Consider the following 24,303-nt stretch of genomic DNA (forward strand, 5'->3'; position numbering starts at 1 on the left):
GATCTAACCGTCAGCGTTTTTCTTGTTTGTTGGGCAGCGGCGCAAACAGCGCCTCGATCTCTTCGTTGCCCAACTGCCAATCCCCGGTGGTCCGCCCGTCCAGCACGCCCGCTGCAAGGTCGGACTTTTCCTTCTGCAGGTGCTGGATTTTCTCCTCCACCGTGCCCCGTGCAATCATCTTGTAGACGAACACCGGCTTCTCCTGGCCGATGCGATACGCACGGTCGGTGGCCTGGTTTTCCGTGGCCGGGTTCCACCACGGGTCATAGTGGATCACGGTGTCGGCTTCGGTCAGGTTGAGTCCTACGCCACCTGCCTTCAGGCTGATCAGAAAGATCTGCAGCTTGCCGCTCTGGAAGTCTTTCACCGGCGTGCGCCGATCGCGGGTCTGGCCGGTCAGCAGCGCGTAGGCGACGCCACGTTTTTTCAGCTCGAGTTCAATCAGGCTCAGCATCGAGGTGAACTGGGAGAACAACAGAATCCGGCGCCCTTCGGCAAACAGCTCTTCGAGCATTTCCATCAAGCTGTCGAGCTTGCCCGAGCTGCTGCCGCGCGTCGGCAGGGTGGCATCGTTGACCAGGCGCAAATCGCAGCACACCTGGCGCAGCTTGAGCAGCGCTTCAAGAATGATGATCTGGCTGCGCGCCACGCCTTTGCGGGTGATCTCATCGCGGACTTTTTTGTCCATGGCCAGGCGCATGGTTTCGTACACGTCGCGCTGGGCTTCATTGAGCTCGACCCAGTGGATGATCTCGGTTTTCGGCGGTAATTCCGTCGCCACCTGTTCCTTGGTGCGACGCAGCAGGAACGGTTTGATCCGACCGTTCAGGTGCTGCAATCGTACATCGCTGGCGCGTTTTTCAATCGGCACGCGGTAGTCGCGGTTGAAGCTTTTCACGTCGCCCAACCAGCCCGGCAACAGGAAGTGGAACAGCGACCACAGCTCGCCCAGGTGGTTTTCCAGCGGGGTGCCGCTCAGGCACAGGCGCTGCCGTGCGTTCAGCTCACGCGCCGCCTGGGCCGCCTTGCTCGAAGGGTTCTTGATGTACTGCGCTTCGTCGAGGATCAGCACATGCAAGGGCAGGGCGGCGAGTTGCTCGATGTCTTTGGGCAGCAACGCATACGTGGTCAGCAGCAGGTCGTAGTCCTGCAGGTTCGCGAAGTGCTTTTTGCGGGTGGCGCCATACAGCGCCAGGACCTTGAGTTGCGGCGTGAAGTGCGCGGCCTCGTCGAGCCAGTTGGGGATCAGGCTGGTGGGCATCACCACCATGCACGGGCGGTCCAGGCGCCCGGCGATCTTCTCGCTGAGAATATGCGCCAAGGTCTGTAAGGTTTTGCCCAGGCCCATGTCGTCCGCAAGAATGCCGCCCACTTCCAACTGGCGCAGTGACTGCATCCAGCTCAAACCCTCCAGCTGATAGGGGCGCAAGGTCGCGTTCAAGCCTTCGGGCGCGACGCAGGTGAAATCCTTGATGTCGCGCAGGCGGTGGGCGAAGGTGCGGATCTTCTCGCCGCCTTCCCATTGCAGCGGCAGGTCTTCCAGCGGGTTGAGGCGGATCGCGTCGGCCTTGGCCAGGCGCAGCGTGGTGGTGCCGGGTTCCTGCAGGTAGAACTCGCCGAGGGTGGCCAGGACGGGTTTCAGGCGGCCGTAGGGCAGCGCCACTTGCAGCGGGCCGTGGCCACCGTTGGGCAGGCCGGGGATGTTGACCAGGATCAGTTCGTCATCGCGGCGGCGTGCGAGTTTTTCCGGGTTGAGGATTTCGGTGTGCGAACGCATCAGGTTGAGCAGGATCGGCAGCAGGCTCAGGCGTTCGCCGTTGACGATGATCCCCAGTTCCAGGTCGAACCAGTCGCGCTCCGGCCCTTCGTCGACGGTGGCATACCAGTCGTCCACCGGGCTCAGGTCGAAGCCGAAGTCGTCGTCGATCTGCAACTCCCAACCTTCGGCCCGTAGTGTCGGCGATGCGTTGAGGGTGAAGTTCAGCCAGGCGCTGTCATTGATCATCTCGAACAGTTCGCCGGCACTTTCCGGCAACGCTTTGCTCTGGCGCGTGGCGATCTTGAAACCGAGCAGGCGCAGTTGTTCGCGATAGCGCTGTTCCAGCTCGGGGTGCCGCTTGATCCGCAGGCTCTGGGTTTCCTGGCGGACGATGATGTCGGCGTTCTTTTGCCCGCTGACGTAGTTGCCCAGATAGTTGAACGACAGCGCCGCACGGTGCTGGATATAGCGCTGCATCTTGCCGTTGCGCGGCTCGAACGCGCTGAACGCGACACTGGCCAGCCACAGGCGCGGCACGGGCAGCACGTCGTCCATCACCACCTGCGGCAGCACCACGCGGTTGTCCAGCACGGCCTGGAGTTTTTCCAGCAGTTCGGCGTCCTGGGCCGCCGCCGGGTAGGCCAGGGTTTCCTGGACCTTGAGCAGCACCGCCGCGATGTGTTTGCAGTTGGTGTGTACCGGGCAGGTGCAGCGGCTGTCCACCAGGATCAGCGTGCCCTTGGCCGATTCGCGCAACGAGATGGTCTGCCGGTAGACGTTGCTGCCCGAGCCTTCGCAACTGGCGATGATGGTGCTGTCGCCCGACTCGACGATGCGTACCCGGTTCTCCAAGGCATAGCGCCGCCCGCGCTCCAGGCTTTGTTCTTTGAAGCGATTGGCCCACGAAGGGGCCAGGGGCTTGGTGAGCGGCGACGTCAGGGGCATGGCGCTGGATCAGTCCTGAAAGTCGACGGGCGGTGCGCTGGGCTGTTTGGCGGTCAACGAAGTGATCTTGATCAGCAGCGCCAGGTGGCCGCCATCCAGGTAGTTGAGCTGGTTGTTCTTGGTCCGCACGTCTTTCTGCGCCAGATGCTCGCTGGCGATGACGCTGCCGTTGCCGTCGAACTGGTTGATCCAGAAGTCCGCGTCGATATCGGTAAAGCGCCCCAGTTGCAGGCTCAGTACACCCTCGAGGGGAAACTGACCGAACTGCTCCCGGCCGTCGGTGATCGCGATTTTTACCGGCTGCTCACCGAGGTTCTGTTCCCAGGCCTTATGCGCCAGCACCGTGTAGTTGGCGTCTGCGCGGAGTTTGTCGACGATCGTGCCCAGGCGCGCCGGGCTGCTTCTGTCGCCCAGGCGCTCGGCGCCGGCATCCCAGTCTTCCGGCGCGGCGCGGCTGTTGATCACCGGCTCCGCGTTCTGGCGCACCAGGACCATTTCCACTTGGTACAGGCTGTCGGCAAACGCCGAAGGTGCGAGTACCACTAATAACAAGCTCAGAATGCGAAACACGCGCATTGGGGCGTCCTTCAAACAGATTTCGGGATGAGGCGCTCAAACAGCGCCTCCAAGGTATTGAAGCGTTCTTCGGCACGTTCCATCGGCACCATGAACTTGAACAGCGTAGCCCCTTCGAACTTGTACCGGTTGGGCTGGCCCTGGATCAGCTTGATCAGCACCAACGGGTCCACCGGCGTCTGCGCTTCGAACTCGATGCGCCCGCCCTGCGGCCCCGCGTCGACCTTCTTGATCCCCAGTTGCTCGGCCTGCAATTTGAGCAGGGTCAGGCGCACCAGGTTCTTGGTCGGTTCCGGCAACAGGCCGAAGCGATCGATCATCTCCACCTGCAGGTCCTTGAGGCCTTCTTCGTCGGTGGCCGAGGCGATGCGCTTGTACAGGATCAGTCGCGCGTGGACATCCGGCAGGTAGTCTTCGGGGATCAATGCCGGCAAGCGCAGGTTGATCTCCGGACCGCCGCCCAGGGGTTGGTCGAGGTTCGGTTGCTCGCCCTTGCGGATGGCTTTCACTGCGCGTTCGAGCATCTCCATATATAAGGTGAAGCCCACGGCCTGGATCTGCCCGCTCTGGCCGTCGCCGAGCAGTTCGCCGGCGCCACGGATTTCCAGGTCGTTGGTGGCCAGCACAAAGCCGGCGCCCAGGTCCTGGGTGTTGGCGATGGCTTCCAGGCGTTTTTCCGCGTCGCCGGTGATTTGCTGGCGCGGTGGCGTCAGCAGGTAGGCGTAGGCCTGGTGGTGACTGCGTCCGACGCGGCCGCGCAGTTGATGCAGTTGTGCCAGGCCGAACTTGTCGGCGCGCTCGATGATGATGGTGTTGGCGCTCGGCACGTCGATGCCGGTCTCGATGATGGTCGAGGCGATCAGCACGTTGAAGCGTTTGTGGTAGAAGTCGCTCATCACCTGTTCGAGATCGCGCTCGCGCATTTGCCCGTGGCCGATGGCGATGCGTGCTTCCGGCACCAGTGCGGCGAGGTCGGCGGCGCATTTCTCGATGGTTTTCACATCGTTGTGCAGGTAATACACCTGCCCGCCGCGCAGCAATTCGCGCAGCAGCGCTTCCTTGACCGTGCTGTTGTTCTGCTCCATCACGAAGGTGCGTACCGACAGGCGCCGCGCCGGTGGAGTGGCGATGATCGACAGGTCGCGCATGCCCGACACCGCCATGTTCAGCGTGCGCGGAATCGGCGTGGCGGTGAGGGTCAGAATGTCGACTTCGCTGCGCAGGGCCTTGAGCTGTTCTTTCTGACGCACCCCGAAGCGGTGTTCTTCGTCGATGATCACCAGGCCCAGGTTCTTGATCTTCACATCGTCCGACAGCAGCTTGTGGGTGCCGATCACGATGTCGATCTTGCCCTCCGCCAGGTCGGCGACGGCGGCGTTCACTTCCTTGGCGGATTTGAAACGGCTCATCACTTCGACGGTCACCGGCCAGTCGGCAAAGCGGTCGCGAAAGCTGTTGTAGTGCTGCTGGGCGAGCAGGGTAGTCGGCACCAGGATCGCCACTTGCTTGCCGCCATGCACCGCGATGAAGGCGGCGCGCATCGCCACTTCGGTCTTGCCGAAGCCCACGTCGCCGCACACCAGGCGGTCCATCGGCTTGGGCGCGAGCATGTCGGCGCGCACGGCTTCGATGGTGGTTTGCTGGTCCGGGGTTTCTTCGAAGGCAAAGCCGGCGCTGAAGGTGGCGTAGTCGGCTTTCGGGTCGGCGAACGCATAACCCTCGCGGGCGGCGCGACGGGCATAGATGTCGAGCAGCTCGGCGGCGACGTCGCGCACCTGTTCGGCGGCCTTGCGCTTGGCTTTCTGCCAGGTCTCGGAACCCAGGCGGTGCAACGGCGCCAGGGCGTCGTCGCTGCCGGTGTAGCGGGCGATCAGGTGCAGGTTGGCCACCGGCACATACAGCTTGGCGCCTTCGGCGTATTCCATGGTGAGGAATTCGGCGGCCTGGTTGTCGATTTCCAGCGTTTGCAGGCCCAGGTAGCGGCCGACGCCGTGGTCGATATGCACCACCGGCGCGCCTTCGCGCAGTTCGGTGAGGTTTTTGATCACCGCGTCGTTGTTGGCGTCGGCGCGTTTTTCGCGGCGACGGCGCTGCATCACCCGTTGCCCGAACAGCGGGCTTTCGGCGATCAGCGCCAGGGCCGGATCGTCCAGCAACAGGCCTTCATCCAGCGGCGCAATGGTGATCGCCAGGCGCTCTTTGCCGGCGACGAAGTCCGGCCAGCTGTCGACGGTTTTCGGGCGCAGCTTCAGGCGTTCCAGCAGCTCCAGCAGCACTTCGCGGCGCCCGGCCGATTCGGCGGTAAACAACACGCGCCCGGCGAAATCGCCGAGGAAGTTGGACAGCGCTTCGAGCGGCTGGCTGGCCTTGGCTTCAATCGCCAGGTTCGGCAGGTTTTGCGCGGGGAAGCGCGTGCGGCCGCTGCCTGCGTCCACATCCTCTTGGCTGGCGACCACGCGCGGCCAGTTTTTCAGGCGGGCGAAGCAGTCTTCCACCGGCAGGAACAGTTCAGCCGGCGGTAATAAAGGACGGGACGGATCGACGCGACGCTCTTCATAGCGGTTGCGCACGTCGCTCCAGAAGTTTTCCGCCGCCTGCTCGATGCCCGGCAGCGAGAACACCTGGGTGTCCTGGGGCAGGTAGTCGAACAGGGTGGAGGTTTCGTCGAAGAACAGCGGCAGGTAGTACTCGATACCGGCGGGGGTAATCCCGCTGCTCAAGTCCTGGAAGATCGGGCAGCGGCGGAAGTCGACGTCGAAGCGTTCGCGAAAGCGCGCCTTGAAACGCGTCACCGCGTCTTTCTGCAGCGGGAATTCCCGCGCCGGCAGCAGTTTGATCGACTCGACTTTGTCGATGGAGCGCTGGTTTTCCGGATCGAAGGTGCGCAGGGTCTCGATTTCGTCATCGAACAGGTCGATGCGGTACGGCAACTTGCTGCCCATCGGGAACAGGTCGATCAGCGCTCCGCGCACCGCGAATTCGCCGTGCTCGTACACCGTGTCGACGCAGCGGTAGCCGCTGGCTTCCAGGCGTGTACGCATTTGCTCCACGTCGAGCTTCTGGCCGATATCCAGCACCAGGCTGCTGCCCAGCAGGAACTTGGTCGGCGCCAGGCGGTGCAGCGCCGTGGTGATCGGCACCACCAGCACGCCGTGGACCAGTTCCGGCAGGCGGTACAGGCTGGCGATGCGCTGGGAAATGATGTCCTGGTGCGGCGAGAACAGGTCGTAGGGCAGGGTTTCCCAGTCGGGAAAATGCAGCACCGGCAAATCGGGGGCGAAGAAGCTCAGCTCCTGCTCCAGCCGTTCGGCGCTTTGGCTGTCGGCGGTAAGCAGCAGGGTAAAGCGCTTGGCTGCGCTGGCAGCCTCGGCGATGGCCAGGCTCAGGGCGGCACCGGGCAAATTGCCCCAGTGCTGTTTACCTGCCGCGGCAGGGAGTTGCGGTAGACGCAGAACGGGCACGGAAGGTTGAGCTCCAAGCGTTGCGACAAAGTCGGTAATTGTAACGGCCCGAGGTGCCGCCTGTCAGTTGCTGACTGAGCCTATTACGGTTTGCGGGAAATGTGGTGGCTAAGACAAACAATGGCGCGTTTTGACTCAATATGTAGTGCCAAAATGCATATAGTTTTCGGAGGGTTACGGACAAGTCGTGCTGCCCGCTCCACTAGTGGCCTTCTGGAACCCGCGTATTTACTGGGCTGCAGCGAGGTGGCTTTTTTGGGTAAGCGCTTTTTGTTGTAGGACGCGCATTGCTCCGGGGGCGGCCGGGCGGCATAATGTAGCCCCTTTTTTCAGCCCCTACATGTGGAAGGTTCCCGTGACTCAGAAGCCCGACCAGTGTCTTGGTGAATGGATCGACCGTGAAGCACTCGCTGAAGCGATGATCCCGCTTATCGGTCAGCTGTACCGCAATAACAATGTGGTGAGCTCGATCTATGGCCGCAGTCTGATCAACCAGTCAGTCATCGCGATTCTCAAGGCGCATCGCTTTGCTCGCCATCGTTCGACCAACGACAGCGAACTCTCCGTCCACGAAACATTCCCTCTGCTCAAAGCCATGAGCGAGCTCAAGCTCGGCGCGGCTTCGGTAGACCTGGGCAAGTTGGCCGCCAAGTTCCGCGCTGAAGCCAACGGCCGTTCCGTCGAGCAATTCGTGCGTGAAGAAATGGCCGACGTGGTCGGCAAGCAGAACGCCTCCGCCCGTAAAGGCACTGACGTTGTGCTCTACGGCTTCGGTCGCATCGGCCGCCTGCTGGCACGCATCCTGATCGGTAAAACCGGCGGCGGCGACGGCCTGCGCCTGCGCGCCATCGTGGTACGCAAGGGCGCCGAGAACGACCTGGCCAAGCGCGCGAGCCTCTTGCGTCGCGACTCGGTACACGGTCCGTTCAACGGCACCATCGTCATCGACGAAGAAAACAACACCATCACCGCCAACGGTAACCTGATCCAGGTGATCTACGCGAAGAACCCGACCGAGGTGGATTACACCCAGTACGGCATCAAGGACGCCCTGCTGGTGGATAACACCGGCGTATGGCGCGACGCCGAAGGCCTGGGCCAGCACCTGACCTGCCCGGGCGTTGCCCGCGTTGTCCTGACCGCGCCTGGCAAAGGCAAGCTGAAGAACATCGTTCACGGCATCAACCACACGGAAATCACCGCTGACGACAAGATCGTGTCCGCCGCTTCCTGCACCACCAACGCCATCGTGCCGGTGCTGAAGGCAGTCAATGACAAGTTCGGCATCATCAACGGCCACGTCGAAACCGTTCACTCGTACACCAACGACCAGAACCTGATCGACAACTTCCACAAGGGCAATCGCCGTGGTCGCAGCGCCGCGCTGAACATGGTGATCACCGAGACCGGTGCCGCCACCGCTGCCGCCAAGGCCCTGCCTGAGCTGGCCGGCAAGCTGACCGGTAACGCGATCCGCGTGCCGACGCCTAACGTGTCGATGGCCATTCTCAACCTGAACCTTGAGAAAGCCGCTACCCGCGACGAGATGAACGAGTACCTGCGCTACATGGCGCTGCACTCCGATCTGCATAAGCAAATCGACTTCGTCAACTCCCAGGAAGTGGTCTCCACCGACTTCGTTGGCTCGCGCCACGCCGGTGTGGTGGACGCGGAAGCGACCATTACCCAGGACAACCGTGTTGTGCTGTACGTGTGGTACGACAACGAGTTCGGCTACAGCTGCCAGGTCGTTCGCGTGATGGAAGACATGGCTGGGGTCAACCCGCCTGCATTCCCGCGCTAAGCGTCCAGGTTGAATGAAAAAGCCCCGACTGGTTCGGGGCTTTTTTCTGCCTGTGGGTTTCGGCTGTGTGGGAGGCATCGCGCGCAAGCCCGCGCCCACAGGGGCATGCATTTTTTCAGGCGATACGCCGTCAACTGTGGCCGGCCAAGGTGAGACGATCCGCCTCATTGGTGAGCGCCGGGAGTGCGAACATCAGCCATAAACAGATAACGGCATGCCGCATAATGGGCGGTCCTGCCAGGGTGTGTGCCTGCGGGTTAATTCACTTTTCGACGGCGATCAGGTTTATGGGCAATCTGCGACAGATAGTGATGGTGTGCGGTTTTGCGGCGCTGGCCGGCTGTGGCGGCGATACGCTGGAGCAGTTTGGGGGGCCGACCATGGGCAGCACCTATTCGATCCAGTATGTCAGAAGCTCGACGGCACCTACGCCGAAAGAGCTGCAGCGCCAGGTGGAAAAAATCCTGGGGGATGTCGACCGACAGATGTCGACCTACCGCAGCGACTCGGATATCGAGCGTTTCAACAATCTGCCAGCCAATAGCTGCCAGCCGATGCCCGCGCCGGTGCTGCAACTGGTGCGTACCGGCGAGCAACTGTCCCAGGCCAGCGCGGGTGCGTTCGACCTGACGGTGGAACCGCTGCTGAACCTGTGGGGGTTCGGGCCCCAGGCCCGGCAACTCAAGGTGCCGGACGCCGCGACGCTGGCCGAGGTGCGTCAACGGGTCGGTCACCAGCATCTGCGCATCGACGGCGAGCAACTGTGCAAGGACGCCGCCGTCGAGGTCGACTTCAACAGCATTGCTGCCGGTTACGCGGTGGATCGTATCGCCGAGCTGTTGAGCGGCTTGGGTATCCATCACTACCTCGCCGAAGCCACCGGCGAACTCAAGGCTGCCGGCCACAAACCGGATGGTTCGCCCTGGCGCGTCGCGCTGGAAGAGCCTCGCGATGACCAGCAGGTCGCCGAAAAAATCATCCGCGTAGACGGCTTTGGTGTGTCCACATCGGGTGACTATCGTAATTATTTCCAGCAGGGTGGTCGGCGCTATTCCCACACCCTGGATGCGCGGACCGGCGCGCCGATTACCCATCAACTGGCATCGGTGACAGTGTTGCACCCGTCGGCGCTGATGGCCGATGGGTTGTCGACGTTGCTGTTGATCCTTGGGCCGGAGCAAGGCTGGGACTACGCCGAACAGCACCAGATCGCCGCGTTTTTTGTGCAGCGCGAGGGGGATGTTTTTGTCACGCGCAGTAATCAGGCGTTCGAACAGATGACCGCTGTGAAACCGTAATCCACGCTGTGTAGTAAAGGCAAAACTGGCCTACGACGCGACCAAGGGTTAATGTGCGCGGCGTTGAGCCTTATATAGACTGTGCCCCGGTTCACACACTTGAGCCAAATTGTCCTTCATGACCGCTGGCCGCGGCATGATTTAGCCAGGCGTCAAACCGCGCGCCTGGCCTGTTCTGAGGAGTACGCATGGCTGTCTACAACTACGACGTGGTAGTACTGGGTTCCGGCCCGGCTGGAGAAGGTGCGGCGATGAACGCCGCGAAGGCAGGGCGCAAGGTGGCAATGGTCGATAGCCGTCGCCAGGTCGGCGGAAACTGCACCCACCTGGGTACCATCCCGTCCAAGGCCTTGCGTCACTCAGTGCGCCAGATCATGCAGTTCAATACCAATCCGATGTTCCGGGCCATTGGCGAGCCGCGTTGGTTTTCGTTCCCGGACGTGCTCAAAAGCGCGGAAAAAGTCATCGCCAAGCAGGTGGCGTCGCGGACCGGCTACTACGCCCGTAACCGTGTCGACCTGTTCTTCGGCACCGGCAGCTTCGCCGACGAGCAAACCGTCGAAGTGGTCTGCTCCAACGGTGTGGTCGAGAAGCTGGTGGCCAAGCACATCATCATCGCTACCGGGTCGCGCCCGTATCGCCCGGTGGATATCGATTTCCTCCACCCGCGTATCTACGATAGCGACACCATCCTCAGCCTGGGCCATACCCCACGCAAACTGATCATCTATGGCGCCGGCGTGATCGGCTGCGAATACGCCTCGATCTTCAGCGGCCTGGGGGTGCTGGTAGAGCTGGTGGACAACCGTGACCAGTTGCTGAGCTTCCTCGACTCGGAAATTTCCCAGGCGTTGAGTTATCACTTCAGCAACAACAACATCACCGTGCGCCACAACGAAGAGTACGAGCGCGTCGAAGGCCTGGACAACGGTGTGATCCTGCACCTCAAGTCCGGCAAGAAGATCAAGGCCGACGCCTTGCTGTGGTGCAACGGTCGTACCGGCAACACCGACAAGCTGGGCATGGAAAATGTCGGGGTCAAGGTCAACAACCGTGGCCAGATTGAAGTGGACGAGAACTATCGCACCTGCGTGTCGAATATCTACGGTGCCGGCGACGTGATCGGCTGGCCAAGCCTGGCCAGCGCCGCCCATGACCAGGGCCGTTCGGCCGCCGGCAGCATTGTCGACAATGGCAGCTGGCGCTATGTGAACGACGTGCCGACCGGGATCTACACGATTCCGGAGATCAGCTCGATCGGTAAGAACGAACACGAACTGACCAAGGCCAAGGTGCCTTACGAAGTGGGCAAGGCGTTCTTCAAGAGCATGGCGCGTGCGCAGATCGCCGGCGAGCCGCAAGGCATGCTGAAGATTCTGTTCCACCGTGAAACCCTGGAAGTCCTCGGCGTGCATTGCTTCGGCTACCAGGCTTCGGAGATTGTCCACATCGGCCAGGCCATCATGAACCAGCCGGGTGAGCAAAATACCCTCAAGTATTTCGTCAACACCACGTTCAACTACCCAACCATGGCGGAAGCCTATCGGGTCGCGGCCTACGACGGCCTCAACCGGCTTTTTTGAGCGGCTCCGGCCGGTGGCCTGAGCCGGCCGGGGAGACCGATTTCAGTAATTCTCGAGCGTGGCAGTGGCCAAACCGGGAAAGTCTGTAATCAGGCTATCTACGCCGAAGTCGGCGAGCCTGCGCATCAGCGCAGGTTCGTTGACTGTCCACACCGACACGTGCAATCCCTGGCGCTGGGCTTTTTCCAGACGCTCGGGGGTACACAACGTCCAGTTCAACGCCAGAAACTCACAGCCATAGTTTTGCGCGACCTTCAGCGGGTCGAGCCAGGCGTATTCGGCCACCAGCCCGCGCGACAGGTCCGGGGTGAGTTCCACCGCCGCTTTCAACACTTCCCGTGAGCTTGAGGTCACTGTGACCTTGTCCATGAGGCCGAAACGCACGGCCATTTCCCGGATCGCCAGCACGGTGGTCGCGGCGCGGGTGCGCGAGGCGCTTTTGACTTCCAGTTGCCAGTGATCGAAGTCGCACTTTTCAAACAGTTCTTCCAGGCGCGGGATCGGGCAGGGGTTGATCCAGCCGGGGCCGCCTTTGCGGGCGTCCATCTTCACCAGGTCTGCCGCCGAATACTCGACGACTTTGCCGCGCCGGTCGGCGGTGCGCTTGAGGGTCGGGTCGTGGATGACCATCAGTTCGCCGTCCATGGACAGGTGCAAATCCAATTCGCAACGGCGTACACCGTGCTTGAGGCACTGCTGGAAGCTGGTCAGGGTGTTTTCTGGTGCTTCGCCTTTGGCACCGCGGTGGCCGTAGATCAGGGTCACAGTTGCTCCTTTGCGCCAGGTCGTCTGGCGGGGTGAATACGAATTCAGGTGTCTTTGGCGTCGCTCTGTTCCCGCGCCAGGCGCCGTTGCTGCGCCTGTTTCTGCAGGATGTAGCGCGCCAGCAGTTGGCGTTGGGCGTCGGTCATCGATTCGAATTCCGTGCCAATGGCAAAAGCGCCGCCCTTGGCATCGCAATGGGTGACCCGCGCCCGTAACAGCAGGCCCAGCGCCTGGGGCATCAGCACCAGCTTGACCGCCAGGTGGGCGTCGAGTGCCAGGGGCGTCGGGTGCAGGAAGTCGATGCCGCCTTCGGAAATGATCACCGGCTGCGGTGCGCCGACTTCATCCAGTAGGCCGCGCGCCATGATCTGGCTGAGCAGATCCAGGCGTTTGTTCTGGATTCGGAGGAGGGCGGCCAGGCTGCGATCTTTCTCGCTGAGCTGGCGCAACAGGTGTTGGGCTTCGAATTCGCTCAGGTGCAGTTCACTGAGTAGATTGAATAGCGGCGAATCATCCAGCAACACTTCCTTGCTCGCCGCTTCGGGGGCGGACAGGCTTTTGATTTGAAGTGCGATCATGTCGTCGATACGGTAGTATTCGCGGCGTTCTTCTTCATCTAATGTCGACATGGCGAACCCAAAGTAGCGGTAATGGTCTGAGTGTAAAGCTGCTTACCAGACCCCGCCACCGGGACGTCTTCTTTTCCTCCGAACAAGCCCCGACATGTTCAGACCTCTCTTCGTATTTATTGGCACGCGTTATACCCGTGCAAAGCGTCGCAATCATTTTGTGTCGTTCATTTCCTTGACCTCGATGATCGGTCTCGCCCTTGGCGTGGTCGTGATGATCGTGGTGTTGTCGGTGATGAACGGCTTCGATCATGAGATGCGTACCCGCGTGCTGGGCATGGTGCCCCACGCGACCATCGAGTCGGGTGAACCGATCAGCGACTGGCAAAGCCTGGCCGACAAGGTCAAGCAGAACCCCAAGGTCGTGGCCGTGGCGCCGTTCACCCAGATGCAAGGGTTGCTGACCAATGACGGCAAGGTGCAGAAAATCCTGCTCAATGCCATCGACCCGGTCCAGGAGCGCAAGGTCTCGATCATCGACAAGTTCATGCTGCAGGGCAAACTTGACGACCTGGCGCCCGGCAGCTTCGGTATCGTCATCGGCGACAAGGCCGCGGCCAAGCTCGGCGTGGGCATCGGCGACAAGCTGACCTTCGTCGCCCCGGAAGTCACCGTGACCCCGGCCGGCATGTTTCCGCGCATGAAGCGCTTTACCGTGGTCGGCACCTTCCACGTCGGCGCTGGCGAGATCGACGGCTACCTCGGCCTGACCAACCTCACCGACCTGGCGCGTCTGCATCGCTGGAAGCCGGATCAGGTGCAGGGCCTGCGCCTGAAGTTCAACGATTTGTTCGACGCCCCGCGCGGCGCCTGGGAAATCGCCCAGCACCTGGGTGAAAACCAGTACTACGCCCGTGACTGGACCCGTACCCACGGCAACCTGTACCAGGCCATCCGCATGGAAAAAGCCATGATCGGCCTGCTGTTGCTGCTGATCGTCGCCGTCGCGGCCTTCAACATCATCTCCACCCTGGTGATGGTGGTGAACGACAAGAAGGGCGACATCGCCATCCTGCGCACCCTGGGCGCCACGCCGGGGCAGATCATGGCGATCTTCATGGTGCAGGGCACGGTGATCGGCGTGGTCGGCACCTTGATCGGCACCGCGCTGGGCATTCTGGCGGCGCTCAACGTCAGCGCTGCCATCGCCGGCCTCGAAACCCTGATCGGCCACAAGTTTCTCAACGCCGACGTCTACTTCATCGATTACTTGCCGTCCCAGGTTCAGGCCCAGGACGTGCTGATGGTGGGCGGCGCTGCGTTGGTCCTGAGTTTCCTTGCCACCCTGTATCCAGCCTGGCGCGCGGCACGTACCCAGCCAGCACAGGCCTTACGTTATGAGTGAATCGGGCATGAGTGAAAAAGCAATCCTGAGCTGCCGCAACCTGGGCAAGTCCTACGAGGAAGGTCCGGAATCGGTGGTGGTGTTGTCCAACCTGCAACTTGAGCTGCACCCCGGCGAGCGCGTGGCGATCGTCGGCAGTTCCGGTTCCGGCAAAAGTACCTTGCTCAACCTGTTGGGCGGCCTCGATACGCCGTCCCAGGGCAGCGTGTGGCTGGCCGGCGAAGAACTCTCGGCCCTCGGCGAAAAGGCCCGCGGCCAACTGCGCAACCGTTCGTTGGGTTTCGTGTACCAGTTCCACCACCTGTTGCCGGAGTTCACCGCCCTGGAAAACGTGTGCATGCCGCTGCTGATCGGCAAGACCGCGATCCCAGAGGCGCGCCAGCGTGCCAAGGCTTTGCTGGAGCGCGTTGGCCTCGGCCATCGCCTGGAGCACAAACCGGCCGAATTGTCTGGCGGTGAGCGCCAGCGTGTGGCGATTGCCCGTGCCCTGGTGAACAACCCGGGCCTGGTGATGCTCGACGAGCCGACCGGCAACCTCGATTCCCACACCGCCCAGGGCATCAAGGACTTGATGCTCGAACTGAGCACCCAGATGCGTACCGCGTTCCTGGTGGTGACCCATGACATGAGCATGGCCCGGCAGATGGACCGCGTACTGCACCTGCAGGAAGGTCATCTGGTCGCCATCTGACCTGTTTCAAGCCCGGTGCATGACGCCGGGTTTTTTCATTTTTTCAGGCGGTGCAAGCGAATGTTCAGACCGTTATCGATTTTCATCGGCACGCGCTATACCCGCGCCAAGCGCCGCAACCGTTTTGTTTCGTTTATCTCGATGACCTCGATGATCGGCCTCGCCCTGGGCGTGCTGGCGATGATCGTGGTGTTGTCGGTGATGAATGGCTTTCAACGCGAAATGAGCTCGCGCATCCTTGGCATGGTGCCTCACGCCACCATCGTCGGCGTGAACCCGATCGACAACTGGCAGCCAGTGGCCGCGGCCGCGATGAAGAATCCCGAAGTGACCGCCGCAGTACCGTTCACGCAGATGGACGGTATGTTCTCCTACAAGGGCGCGATGCAGCCGATCGAGATCAGCGGCGTCGACCCGGCCCAGGAAGGCAAGGTGTCGATCGTGGCCCAGCATATCGTCCAGGGCAAACTGGAAGACTTGAAGCCCGGCGAGTTCGGCGTGGTGGTCGGTGAAATCACCGCGCGGCGCTTTCGCCTGAACGTGGGCGACAAGCTGACCCTGATCGTCCCGGAAATCAGCAGTGCGCCGGGTGGCATCACCCCGCGCATGCAGCGATTGAACGTGGTCGGTATCTTCAAGGTCGGCGCCGAGCTGGACGGTTCGATGGCGTTGATCCATATGGCCGACGCCGCAGAAATTCAGCATTGGCAGCCGAACCAGGTGCAGAGCGTGCGCCTGGCGGTGAAGGACTTGTACGCGGCGCCCAAGGTCTCGGCGGACATCGCCGCCAGCCTCGGTGCGGCCTACAAGGCGGATGACTGGACCCACACCCAGGGCAGTCTGTTCAGCGCGATGAAGATGGAAAAAACCATGATCGGCCTGCTGTTGCTGATGATCGTCGCGGTGGCGGCGTTCAACATCATTGCCACGTTGATCATGGTGGTGAACGACAAGGGCGCGGACATCGCGATCCTGCGGACCATCGGCGCCACGCCACGGCAGATCATGGCGATCTTCATGGTGCAGGGCACGGTGATCGGTATCATCGGCACCCTGATCGGCGGTGTGCTGGGCGTGATTGCGGCGCTCAACGTCAGTGAGCTGGTGGGTTGGCTGGAGCGCGTGAGCGGGCAGCATATCTTCAGTTCGGACGTGTACTTCGTCAGCAACCTGCCCTCGCAATTGCAGGGTGGGGATGTGCTGCTGATCTGCTCGGCCGGGTTTGTGTTGAGCTTTTTGGCCACGGTTTACCCGGCGTATCGGGCGGCGAAGATCGAGCCGGCGCATGCCCTCAGGTATTCGTAGGATTTAAGACCGCTATCGGGAGCAAGCCCCTCCCACATTTTGATCTGTGAATACATTCAAAATGTGGGAGGGAGCTTGCTCCCGATAGCGCCGGCACAGCTTGCATCAACCCCCCCTGGCAACTCGATCACAAACCGCGTCCACCCCGGCTCAGACTCGCAATAAATCCGCCCGCCATGCGCCCGCACAATCGACTGGGTAATCGCCAGCCCCAGCCCCGCGTGTTCACTGCTGCCTTCATGCCGCGCCGGGTCGGCCCGGTAGAAGCGGTCGAACAACCGCGGTAACACCTCCGCCGGAATGCCTTCGCCGCTGTTCTCCACTGTCAGCGTCACGCCTTGTGCGCCCTGCGCCAGATGCACCCGCACTTCGCCGCCCGCGGGTGTAAAGCGCAGCGCGTTATCCAGCAGGTTCGACAATGCCCGGCGCAACATGCCGCGATCGCCGGTTGTGTGAGCCATACCCTCGCGCACCAGGCTGACGTGCGCGTCTTCCGCCAGCAAGACGAAGAACTCCAGCAGCGCGTCCACTTCGTCCGCGAGCTTCAACGGTTCGCGCGTGGGCGCCAACAGCCCGTGATCGGCCTTGGCCAGGTACAACATGTCGTTCACCAACTGCGCCATCCACTGCAACTCTTCCAGGTTGCTGTGCAGCGCCTCGCGGTAATCCTCCATCGGGCGCGGCTGGGTGAGGATGACTTGGGTGTGGGTCAACAGGTTCGACAGGGGCGTGCGCAGTTCGTGGGCGATATCGGCGGAGAACGCCGAGAGGCGCTGGAACGCGTCGTCCAGTCGGCCCAGCATGGCGTTGAAGGCCTGGGCCAGTTCCGCCAGTTCCACCGGCATGCCCTGCTCGGGCAAACGCTGGGTCAGGGAGTGGGCCGACACGCTGGCGGCCACTTCGCCCATGCGCCGCAACGGTCGCAGCCCGCTGCGCGCCGCCCAGGCGCCGAGCAGCGCGGTGGCCAGGGCCGAGAGGCTGACTGTGAGCCAGATCAAATGCTGCATGCGTTGCAGGAAGTGCTGATGGTGGGTGATGTCGAGCATCAGGCTCAGTTGCGGCGAGTCGGGTTGGCCCGGCCTTAGCGGCGCGTTGTACACGCGGTAGTCGATGCCGGCGTTTTGCAGGCTGTGCAGGCCGGGCGACTCGGGCAGGGCAATGGTCGGCGCGCCGTCAAACCAGCGCTGGCCGGCGGCGGTGATGCGTACTGCGAGGTCGGGCTGACGATTGAGCTCGGCGCGCAGTTGCGCTTCGCGCTGGGCGAATAGCTGCGGTGAGTCGACGCCCTGCAAGGTGCTGCGCAGCGCCACCAGTTTGCTTTCGAGCAGTTGCTGGTCCAGCTCGACAAAATGCGCCTCGCTGGCGCGGTTGAACAGCACGCCGGCGAGCAACGAGACCACCGCGGTGCAGGCCGCAAACAACAGGGCCAGGCGGCTGGCCAGGGACAGTCGCTTGATCAACTGCATCGTTCCTCCAGCACATAACCCATGCCGCGCACGGTGTGGATGAGTTTATTGGGGAAGTTGTCGTCGATTTTCAGGCGTAGGCGGCGGATCGCCACTTCGATGATGTTGGTGTCGCTGTCAAAGTTCATGTCCCACACCTGGGACGCGATCAGCGACTTGGGCAATACTTCGCCCTGGCGCCGCAGCAGCAGTTCGAGCAGGGCGAACTCCTTGGCGGTGAGGTCGATGCGCTGGCCGTCGCGCTCGACGCGGCGACGGATCAGGTCCAGGCGCAGGTCGGCCAGTTGCAGGGTGGTTTCCTGCGGTGCGCTGCTGCCACGGCGCAACAGGCTACGCACCCGCGCAAGCAGTTCGGAGAAGGCGAACGGCTTGACCAGATAATCGTCGGCGCCCAGTTCCAGGCCGTGTACGCGGTCTTCCACTGCGTCGCGGGCGGTGAGAAACAGCACCGGGACGTCGAGGCCAGCGCTGCGCACGGCCTGTAGGATCTGCCAACCATTGCGACCGGGCAGCATCACATCGAGGATCAGCAGGTCGTAATCGCCGGTCAGCGCCAAGTGTTGGCCGCTGGTGCCGTCGGCCACCAGCTCGGTGGTAAAACCGGCTTCGGTCAGGCCTTGGCGCAGGTAATGGCCGGTTTTGGGTTGGTCTTCGACGATCAGCAGTTTCATGGGCAGCTCTTGGCGGCGGGTCACGTCAGGCTTTATACCGTGGTGGCCAGGGGAGGGGCGCAACCTGACAAAGTTGTAATCTAGCAGTCAGCTGGCTGGCAGCGCTGCAATCTTAGAGTGGTCCTCAGACTGATCCCACACCTTTGGAGAATTGAGATGGCATTGCGTACCCCCTTGTTGTTGGCGGGCTGCCTGTTGGCGTTGAGTGTCGGAGCAATGGCCGGCACGGCCCACACCTATGCGTTCGGCCAGCCGGCATCTGCCGATAAGGCCACGCGCACCGTGGAAGTGGTGCTGCAGGATATGTCCTTTTCGCCCAAGTCCCTGGACGTAAAGGCCGGTGAGACCGTGCGCTTTGTGCTGGTCAACAAAGGCCAGTTGCTCCATGAGTTCAACCTGGGCGATGCGGCCATGCATGCGGAGCATCAGAAGCAAATGATGCAGATGCAGGCCAGCGGCATGCTGAACGCCACCGGCATGGGCAAGATGGACCACGGCGCCATGGAGCACGGCGATATGGGCAATATGGGCAATATGGGCGGGATGAAGCACGATGATCCCAACAGTGTTCTGGTCGGACCGGGTAAAACCGCTGAGTTGACCTGGACCTTCAGCAAAGCCACCGGGTTGGAGTTTGCCTGCAATATTCCCGGGCACTACCAGGCGGGCATGGTCGGCAAGATCAACGTCGATTGAGCCGCTGCGGCGATTGACGGTGTCGATGCGGCGGTTGTTAGAGGCGGGGGCAAAGGCTGGTAGACTGGTGGGGTTAATTTAGCCAGGTTTCCGCCATGCATCCCGCAGCCGAACATTCGCCGCTGGGCAAGTCCAGTGAATACATCTCCACCTACACCCCTTCGTTGCTGTTCCCGATTCCGCGCGCCGCGAAATGGGCCGAGCTGGGCCTGAGCGCCGAGACCCTGCCGTACACGGGCGTGGATTTCTGGAACTGCTTCGAACTGTCCTGGCTGCTGCCGTCGGGTAAGCCGGTGGTGGCCATCGGTGAATTCAGCATTGCGGCCGACTCGCCGAATATCATCGAGTCCAAGTCCTTCAAGCTGTACCTCAACTCGCTGAACCAGACCGTGTTTGCCGATACGCAAAGTCTGGAGGCGACGTTGCGCACCGACCTCAGCGCTGCTGCCGGCAAGCCGGTGGGCGTGCGCGTGCGCAGCCTGGCCGAGGTTGAAGCCGAAGGCGTGGTGGCGTTGCCGGGAGTGTGCATCGATGACCTGGATATCAGCGTCAGCAACTACGAACATCCGCGTCCGGAACTGCTGCGTTGCGATGACTCGCGCATTGTCGAGGAGAGCGTGTACAGCCACCTGCTCAAATCCAACTGCCCGGTCACCAGCCAGCCCGACTGGGGCAGCGTGGCCGTGCAATACCGCGGCGCACAGCTGGATCACGCCAGCCTGTTGGAGTATCTGGTGAGCTTTCGCCAGCACTCGGACTTCCATGAGCAGTGCGTGGAGCGGATCTTCCTGGATCTGCAGCGCCTGCTGAAGCCGGAGAAGTTGACGGTATATGCGCGGTATGTGCGGCGGGGTGGGTTGGATATCAACCCGTATCGCAGTACTGAGGCGGTGCCGTTCCAGAACCTGCGCCTGGCGCGCCAGTAACCTTTACACAAACCCAATGTGGGAGGGGGCTTGCCCCCGATAGCGGAGTGTCAGTCACAGTCTCTGTGCCTGACCCACTGCTATCGGGGGCAAGCCCCCTCCCACATTTGGTTCTGTGCTTGGTTTGGGCGCGGGCTAAATGCCGATGTTGCCCAGGGTGATCACGATATTGCGCAGCGTCCCGGCAATGCCTGGGTGGTCTAACTCGAAACCTTCTACCGCCCGGTTCACATCGTCTACGATGCTGGGCGGCTGGGTGGCCGGTTCCAGTTCAAGTTGTACTTCAAACTTGGCCAGCAAGGCTTCCAGCGCTTCACGTTTTTCGGCTGGCAGCGGTGGTTCCTGGTCCAGTTGCTCGCGCAGGATGTTGACCTGTTCTTGCAGTTTTTCGCGGGCAGGCATGGTGTTGTTCCTTTTATCGATAGGCACTGGCATAGACCACGGCACGCCGAGAAAGGTCTACGAGAGGAGCTGTAGATTAATCTACCGGCGCCGTCTGTGCATGATCTCAATCAGGGCTTTTCGCCTTTGAGCTGGCGCAGGCTGATGTCTGCCAGGCAGGTGCCGAGCTCGCCGAGGTGATCGATCACCGAATGCACCCCCAGCCCATACAGCGCCACGGTGGCCTTGCCGCGTTTGTATTCGCGTTGTTGGTCGGTCAGTGCCTGCCATTGCTCGGGCGCCAGGCCGCACAGCGAACCGCAGGACGCCAGGCCGATAGTCCACAGCCCGGCATTCAGGCCCGATTGCAGCAGGCGCGGCTCGCCGCTGACCAGCACGCAGCCTTCCAGGCGTTCGATGTTCAATTCCATCAAGGCTTGCCAGCATGCATGTGGGGCGGGCCAGCGGATGCTAGAGGGCGCTGCGGCCTTGAGCCAATCGGGCAGCGCAGCGGCCAGCGGGGTCGTCACCGAGGGCGGCAGCTCATCCAGCCAGGCGCAGGGCACGCCTTGTTCCTTGAGGCTGCGCAGGACCTTCAGCGCACCTGGCGTGGCTTCGGCGTGCGGGGAGGGTGAATCGGTGCGCGCCTGGGAACCGAAATCGACCAGGCAGCCACTCAGGCCAAACAACACGGCGGTCAAGGTGGGTGCAGTGGCGACGGCAATCTCGGCGTGAGGCATTTCGACATCCCTGAAATAGCTACGACGCTATCGGAGTGGCGTGACAAGTCCGTGACAGTTTGTAGGAATTTTGTACATTTTCCGTATGTCGTTTCCTGGCAGCTGCCTAAAAGGACACTTCCGTCATATACTGGCGCCTTATTCAGGGCATAGCGCCCATGACAGACTATTCAAGGAGCAAAAGCTATGCGCTGGAGCCACTACTTCGCTCAGTTTTCGGTGTGTGCCGCTATCCTGATGGCCCCTTTCGCCGCACAGGCCGCGTCGGAAGATGATCCATGGGAAAGCATCAACCGCCCGATCTTCACCTTCAACGACACCGTTGATACCTACGCCCTCAAACCATTGGCCCAAGGCTATCAGTTTGTGACCCCGCAATTCGTGCAGGACGGCGTGCACAACTTCTTCCGCAATATCGGCGATGTCGGCAACCTGGCCAACAACGTGTTGCAACTCAAGCCACACGCGGCCGGCGTGGACACTGCCCGCCTGTTGATGAACACCACCTTCGGCGTGCTGGGCTTTATCGACGTCGGCACCAAAATGGGGCTGCACCGCAGCGACGAAGACTTCGGCCAGACCCTCGGTTACTGGGGCGTCGGCAGCGGTCCTTACGTGATGCTGCCGCTGCTGGGCCCAAGCACCCTGCGCGACGCGCCGTCCAAATACGTGGACAGCTACACCCAACCGTACCGCTACATGAACGACATCGGCTGGCGCAACAGCACCTTCGGCCTGAACATCGTCGACACCCGTGCCAGCCTGCTCGACAGCGAGAAGTTGATCACCGGCGACAAGTACACCTTCATCCGCAACGCCTACCTGCAGAACCGCGAGTTCAAGGTCAAGGACGGCAAGGTTGTCGACGACTTCTAGGTCGAGACCTCTTGAAACGAAAAAAGGCGACCATGTGGTCGCCTTTTTTGTGCGCGGGTATTAGCGCATTTTCAGGATCTTCAGCCCCAGATGCTGGCCGTCGCCCTCGTTCTTCGCCCATACCACCTGGGTGTCCGCTTCCAGGCCCGCGAGGGCCGCGTGCTCCGACTCGATACGCACGGTCAGCAGATCGCCCACCGTGAACTGGCGAGGTGCCTGCACCTGCATGCCGGAGCTGGAGAGGTCCACGCAAACCCCGTCAATTTCTTGCCCGGCATGGATCAAAGAGACATTGGCATCCACTCGCATGCGGATGAAATCGCGCTTTTCAGCGTAGTCGCGCTCGTGTTCGCTCACAGCTTCCATCCTTACTTTGTGTTGTGGTGATGGCTGTTCTTATAACTCCCGGTGATTTGCGATGTAAAGACGTTCGGCGACCATCGGCATGAGCTTGAAACCCCTGTCGGATGGGAGTACCGTCTGCGCCTTAGAAGGGCACCTCTGCTTTACCTTTGTGCGTGGGCAAAAAGCCTATGCTTTGTAGGACAGAGAGGCTAGAAAGCGAATCCAGTAGCGTGAGCCCGGCCATTGCCGAGCCGCCTACGCCAACCTAATTCTGGCGCCGTTTGCCCACATGCCAAAAACCAGTGCCACGCTGCTGATAATCGATGACGACGAAGTAGTGCGCGCAAGCCTTGCGGCCTATTTGGAAGACAGTGGCTTCAGCGTCCTGCAGGCCAGCAATGGCCAACAGGGTCTCCAGGTATTCGAGCGCGACAAGCCCGACCTCGTGATCTGCGATCTGCGCATGCCCCAGATGGGCGGCCTCGAACTGATTCGCCAGGTGACCGAGCTTGCTCCGCAGACGCCGGTGATTGTCGTGTCCGGTGCCGGGGTGATGAACGATGCCGTCGAGGCCCTGCGCCTGGGCGCCGCCGACTACCTGATCAAGCCCCTGGAAGACCTGGCGGTGCTGGAGCACTCGGTGCGCCGTGCCCTGGATCGTGCACGCCTGCTGGTGGAAAACCAGCGCTACCGCGAAAAGCTCGAAACCGCCAACCGCGAACTCGAAGCCAGCCTGAACCTGCTCCAGGAAGACCAGAACGCCGGTCGCCAGGTGCAGATGAACATGCTGCCGGTCAGCCCGTGGACCATCGATGAGTTCAAGTTTGCGCACCAGATCATCCCGTCGCTGTATCTGTCGGGTGATTTTGTCGACTATTTCCGCGTAGATGAGCGGCGGGTGGCGTTTTATCTGGCCGACGTGTCCGGCCACGGCGCGTCCTCGGCATTTGTCACCGTGTTGTTGAAGTTCATGACCACACGGCTGCTGTTCGAATCCAAGCGCAATGGCACCTTGCCGGAGTTCACCCCCTCCGAGGTGCTGGGCCACATCAACCGAGGCCTGATCAGCTGCAAGCTGGGCAAGCACGTGACGATGGTGGGCGGCGTGATTGATGAAGAAACCGGTCTTTTGACCTACAGCATCGGCGGTCACCTGCCGATGCCGGTTTTATACACTCCTGACAGTGTGCGCTACCTGGAAGGGCGTGGTCTGCCCGTCGGCTTGTTCAATGAAGCCACCTACGAAGACCACATCCTGGAGCTGCCGCCGACCTTCAGCCTGACGCTGATGTCCGATGGCATCCTCGACCTTCTTCCAGAGCCTACACTCAAAGAGAAAGAAGCCGCCTTGCCCCAACGGGTCAAGTCGGCGGGCGGCAGCCTGGATGGCCTGCGGCAGGTTTTTGGATTGGCCACGCTAGGGGAGATGCCGGATGATATCGCCCTATTGGTGTTGAGCAGGAATCTTTGATGAGTACCGGAAGAATCCAATTCGCCGAGCAAGACGGGACGTTTGTCCTGAAGTTTGTCGGTGAAGTGCGCCTGACCTTGTGTTCGGCGCTGGATGCAACGATTGAGCGGATCTTCACAGCGCTGAATTTCTCGGCGATCGTGATCGATCTGACCGAAACCCGCAGCATCGATAGCACCACGCTTGGGCTGTTGGCCAAGTTGTCCATTCTGTCTCGGCAGAAGGTCGGCCTGTTGCCCACTGTCGTCACCACCCACGAAGACATCACCCGTCTGCTGCAATCCATGGGCTTCGATCAAGTGTTCAACATCGTTGACCGCCCGATCCCCTGCCCGGAATGCCTGACCGACCTGCCGTCCCAGGACCAATCCGAGGAAATCGTGCGGATCAAGGTGCTGGAAGCGCACAAAATCCTGATGGGCTTGAACGAGTCCAACCGCGAAGCCTTCCACGACCTCGTCAACGCCCTCGAACGCCACTGATCTCTCCAGGTGTGGGAGGGGGCTTGCTTCCGATTGCCCCAGACCTGTCAGTACATGCCTAACGGATTGACACAAAAAAAGGGCGGAA

Annotated in this window: 21 protein-coding genes; 11 read left to right on the plus strand and 10 right to left on the minus strand. The window is 61.6% G+C overall.

Going from position 1 to position 24,303, the window contains the following annotated elements:
- Window positions 1-10: 10 nt before the first annotated feature.
- From C8K66_RS04435 to mfd, 3 genes are read right to left on the minus strand one after another with little or no spacing between them, the layout of a single operon-like run.
- Window positions 11-2,704, minus strand: a complete 2,694-nt coding sequence (locus C8K66_RS04435) for a DEAD/DEAH box helicase (RefSeq protein WP_108524361.1) — start codon at window positions 2,702-2,704, stop codon at window positions 11-13.
- Window positions 2,705-2,713: 9 nt separating this feature from the next.
- Window positions 2,714-3,280 carry a CsiV family protein gene (locus tag C8K66_RS04440; RefSeq protein ID WP_017848781.1) on the minus strand — a complete coding sequence of 189 codons (567 nt, stop codon included), beginning with the start codon at window positions 3,278-3,280 and terminating at the stop codon, window positions 2,714-2,716.
- 11 nt (window positions 3,281-3,291) lie between these two features.
- Complete coding sequence (mfd, locus tag C8K66_RS04445; protein WP_026140243.1) at window positions 3,292-6,741, minus strand: transcription-repair coupling factor; 3,450 nt, start codon at window positions 6,739-6,741, stop codon at window positions 3,292-3,294.
- 340 nt (window positions 6,742-7,081) lie between these two features.
- Between mfd and C8K66_RS04450 the strand changes: the two genes are divergently transcribed.
- The 3 genes from C8K66_RS04450 (at window position 7,082) to sthA (ending at window position 11,426) form a co-directional block, all read left to right on the plus strand.
- Entirely contained in the window at window positions 7,082-8,545 is a 1,464-nt protein-coding gene (locus C8K66_RS04450) for a glyceraldehyde-3-phosphate dehydrogenase (protein WP_046384318.1), read from the plus strand.
- 287 nt (window positions 8,546-8,832) lie between these two features.
- Window positions 8,833-9,843 carry an FAD:protein FMN transferase gene (locus C8K66_RS04455; RefSeq protein ID WP_108524362.1) on the plus strand — a complete coding sequence of 337 codons (1,011 nt, stop codon included), beginning with the start codon at window positions 8,833-8,835 and terminating at the stop codon, window positions 9,841-9,843.
- Between the two features lie 188 nt (window positions 9,844-10,031).
- Window positions 10,032-11,426: a Si-specific NAD(P)(+) transhydrogenase gene (sthA, locus tag C8K66_RS04460; RefSeq protein WP_046384317.1), complete on the plus strand. Its 1,395-nt coding sequence runs from the start codon at window positions 10,032-10,034 to the stop codon at window positions 11,424-11,426.
- A 42-nt stretch (window positions 11,427-11,468) separates the two neighbouring features.
- On the opposite strand, the gene C8K66_RS04465 is transcribed toward sthA, so the two are convergent.
- Together C8K66_RS04465 and C8K66_RS04470 are read right to left on the minus strand one after the other, a co-directional pair.
- Window positions 11,469-12,191, minus strand: a complete 723-nt coding sequence (locus C8K66_RS04465) for a glycerophosphodiester phosphodiesterase (RefSeq protein WP_017848786.1) — start codon at window positions 12,189-12,191, stop codon at window positions 11,469-11,471.
- 44 nt (window positions 12,192-12,235) lie between these two features.
- Entirely contained in the window at window positions 12,236-12,820 is a 585-nt protein-coding gene (locus tag C8K66_RS04470) for a PilZ domain-containing protein (RefSeq protein WP_017848787.1), read from the minus strand.
- A gap of 94 nt (window positions 12,821-12,914) precedes the next feature.
- Between C8K66_RS04470 and C8K66_RS04475 the strand changes: the two genes are divergently transcribed.
- Genes C8K66_RS04475 through C8K66_RS04485 form a run of 3 tightly spaced genes read left to right on the plus strand, consistent with a single transcriptional unit; the run spans window position 12,915 to window position 16,161 of the window.
- A complete protein-coding gene (locus C8K66_RS04475; RefSeq protein WP_046384316.1) occupies window positions 12,915-14,165 on the plus strand; it encodes a lipoprotein-releasing ABC transporter permease subunit in 1,251 nt (416 codons plus the stop codon).
- Window positions 14,166-14,172: 7 nt separating this feature from the next.
- On the plus strand, window positions 14,173-14,856 hold the full coding sequence (gene lolD, locus C8K66_RS04480; protein ID WP_017477213.1) for a lipoprotein-releasing ABC transporter ATP-binding protein LolD: 684 nt from the start codon (window positions 14,173-14,175) through the stop codon (window positions 14,854-14,856).
- A 60-nt stretch (window positions 14,857-14,916) separates the two neighbouring features.
- Complete coding sequence (locus tag C8K66_RS04485) at window positions 14,917-16,161, plus strand: lipoprotein-releasing ABC transporter permease subunit (RefSeq protein WP_046384315.1); 1,245 nt, start codon at window positions 14,917-14,919, stop codon at window positions 16,159-16,161.
- A gap of 56 nt (window positions 16,162-16,217) precedes the next feature.
- On the opposite strand, the gene C8K66_RS04490 is transcribed toward C8K66_RS04485, so the two are convergent.
- Complete coding sequence (locus C8K66_RS04490; RefSeq protein WP_108524456.1) at window positions 16,218-17,621, minus strand: heavy metal sensor histidine kinase; 1,404 nt, start codon at window positions 17,619-17,621, stop codon at window positions 16,218-16,220.
- Window positions 17,618-18,298, minus strand: a complete 681-nt coding sequence (locus C8K66_RS04495) for a heavy metal response regulator transcription factor (RefSeq protein ID WP_046384314.1) — start codon at window positions 18,296-18,298, stop codon at window positions 17,618-17,620. The genes C8K66_RS04490 and C8K66_RS04495 overlap by 4 nt, the downstream gene beginning before the upstream one ends.
- A gap of 156 nt (window positions 18,299-18,454) precedes the next feature.
- Between C8K66_RS04495 and C8K66_RS04500 the strand changes: the two genes are divergently transcribed.
- Together C8K66_RS04500 and queF are read left to right on the plus strand one after the other, a co-directional pair.
- Window positions 18,455-18,994, plus strand: a complete 540-nt coding sequence (locus C8K66_RS04500) for a plastocyanin/azurin family copper-binding protein (protein WP_057005004.1) — start codon at window positions 18,455-18,457, stop codon at window positions 18,992-18,994.
- Between the two features lie 95 nt (window positions 18,995-19,089).
- The gene (queF, locus tag C8K66_RS04505) at window positions 19,090-19,920 is read left to right on the plus strand and encodes an NADPH-dependent 7-cyano-7-deazaguanine reductase QueF (protein ID WP_046490437.1); all 831 of its coding nucleotides are present in this window, start codon (window positions 19,090-19,092) and stop codon (window positions 19,918-19,920) included.
- A 135-nt stretch (window positions 19,921-20,055) separates the two neighbouring features.
- Here the strand turns inward: queF and C8K66_RS04510 are convergent, their stop codons facing one another.
- Both C8K66_RS04510 and C8K66_RS04515 read right to left on the minus strand, forming a co-directional pair.
- On the minus strand, window positions 20,056-20,322 hold the full coding sequence (locus tag C8K66_RS04510; protein ID WP_108524363.1) for a DUF4404 family protein: 267 nt from the start codon (window positions 20,320-20,322) through the stop codon (window positions 20,056-20,058).
- Between the two features lie 110 nt (window positions 20,323-20,432).
- Window positions 20,433-21,041: a phosphatase gene (locus C8K66_RS04515; protein ID WP_108524364.1), complete on the minus strand. Its 609-nt coding sequence runs from the start codon at window positions 21,039-21,041 to the stop codon at window positions 20,433-20,435.
- A gap of 237 nt (window positions 21,042-21,278) precedes the next feature.
- Here C8K66_RS04515 and C8K66_RS04520 point away from each other — a divergent pair, with 237 nt between their 5' ends.
- Window positions 21,279-21,917, plus strand: a complete 639-nt coding sequence (locus C8K66_RS04520; protein ID WP_371928131.1) for a VacJ family lipoprotein — start codon at window positions 21,279-21,281, stop codon at window positions 21,915-21,917.
- Between the two features lie 60 nt (window positions 21,918-21,977).
- Here the strand turns inward: C8K66_RS04520 and C8K66_RS04525 are convergent, their stop codons facing one another.
- Window positions 21,978-22,274: a PilZ domain-containing protein gene (locus C8K66_RS04525; RefSeq protein WP_057003772.1), complete on the minus strand. Its 297-nt coding sequence runs from the start codon at window positions 22,272-22,274 to the stop codon at window positions 21,978-21,980.
- A gap of 277 nt (window positions 22,275-22,551) precedes the next feature.
- Between C8K66_RS04525 and rssB the strand changes: the two genes are divergently transcribed.
- Both rssB and rssC read left to right on the plus strand, forming a co-directional pair.
- Window positions 22,552-23,733, plus strand: a complete 1,182-nt coding sequence (rssB, locus tag C8K66_RS04530; RefSeq protein WP_017848892.1) for a two-component system response regulator RssB — start codon at window positions 22,552-22,554, stop codon at window positions 23,731-23,733.
- On the plus strand, window positions 23,733-24,215 hold the full coding sequence (gene rssC, locus C8K66_RS04535) for an anti-sigma factor antagonist RssC (RefSeq protein ID WP_017848891.1): 483 nt from the start codon (window positions 23,733-23,735) through the stop codon (window positions 24,213-24,215). Before rssB ends, rssC begins: the two co-directional genes overlap by 1 nt.
- The last annotated feature ends 88 nt before the right edge of the window (window positions 24,216-24,303 follow it).

Origin of the sequence: Pseudomonas sp. GV105 (assembly GCF_003058185.1) — a bacterium.
Taxonomy (GTDB): Bacteria; Pseudomonadota; Gammaproteobacteria; order Pseudomonadales; family Pseudomonadaceae; genus Aquipseudomonas; species Aquipseudomonas veronii.

Coding starts and splice junctions, on each gene's coding strand:
- C8K66_RS04435 (WP_108524361.1), bottom strand. CDS start 2,704: ATGCCCCTGACGTCGCCGCTCACCAAGCCCCTGGCCCCTTCGTGGGCC.
- C8K66_RS04440 (WP_017848781.1), bottom strand. CDS start 3,280: ATGCGCGTGTTTCGCATTCTGAGCTTGTTATTAGTGGTACTCGCACCT.
- C8K66_RS04450 (WP_046384318.1), top strand. CDS start 7,082: ATGTGGAAGGTTCCCGTGACTCAGAAGCCCGACCAGTGTCTTGGTGAA.
- C8K66_RS04455 (WP_108524362.1), top strand. CDS start 8,833: ATGGGCAATCTGCGACAGATAGTGATGGTGTGCGGTTTTGCGGCGCTG.
- sthA (WP_046384317.1), top strand. CDS start 10,032: ATGGCTGTCTACAACTACGACGTGGTAGTACTGGGTTCCGGCCCGGCT.
- C8K66_RS04470 (WP_017848787.1), bottom strand. CDS start 12,820: ATGTCGACATTAGATGAAGAAGAACGCCGCGAATACTACCGTATCGAC.
- C8K66_RS04475 (WP_046384316.1), top strand. CDS start 12,915: ATGTTCAGACCTCTCTTCGTATTTATTGGCACGCGTTATACCCGTGCA.
- lolD (WP_017477213.1), top strand. CDS start 14,173: ATGAGTGAAAAAGCAATCCTGAGCTGCCGCAACCTGGGCAAGTCCTAC.
- C8K66_RS04485 (WP_046384315.1), top strand. CDS start 14,917: ATGTTCAGACCGTTATCGATTTTCATCGGCACGCGCTATACCCGCGCC.
- C8K66_RS04495 (WP_046384314.1), bottom strand. CDS start 18,298: ATGAAACTGCTGATCGTCGAAGACCAACCCAAAACCGGCCATTACCTG.
- C8K66_RS04500 (WP_057005004.1), top strand. CDS start 18,455: ATGGCATTGCGTACCCCCTTGTTGTTGGCGGGCTGCCTGTTGGCGTTG.
- queF (WP_046490437.1), top strand. CDS start 19,090: ATGCATCCCGCAGCCGAACATTCGCCGCTGGGCAAGTCCAGTGAATAC.
- C8K66_RS04510 (WP_108524363.1), bottom strand. CDS start 20,322: ATGCCTGCCCGCGAAAAACTGCAAGAACAGGTCAACATCCTGCGCGAG.
- C8K66_RS04515 (WP_108524364.1), bottom strand. CDS start 21,041: ATGCCTCACGCCGAGATTGCCGTCGCCACTGCACCCACCTTGACCGCC.
- C8K66_RS04520 (WP_371928131.1), top strand. CDS start 21,279: ATGGCCCCTTTCGCCGCACAGGCCGCGTCGGAAGATGATCCATGGGAA.
- rssB (WP_017848892.1), top strand. CDS start 22,552: ATGCCAAAAACCAGTGCCACGCTGCTGATAATCGATGACGACGAAGTA.
- rssC (WP_017848891.1), top strand. CDS start 23,733: ATGAGTACCGGAAGAATCCAATTCGCCGAGCAAGACGGGACGTTTGTC.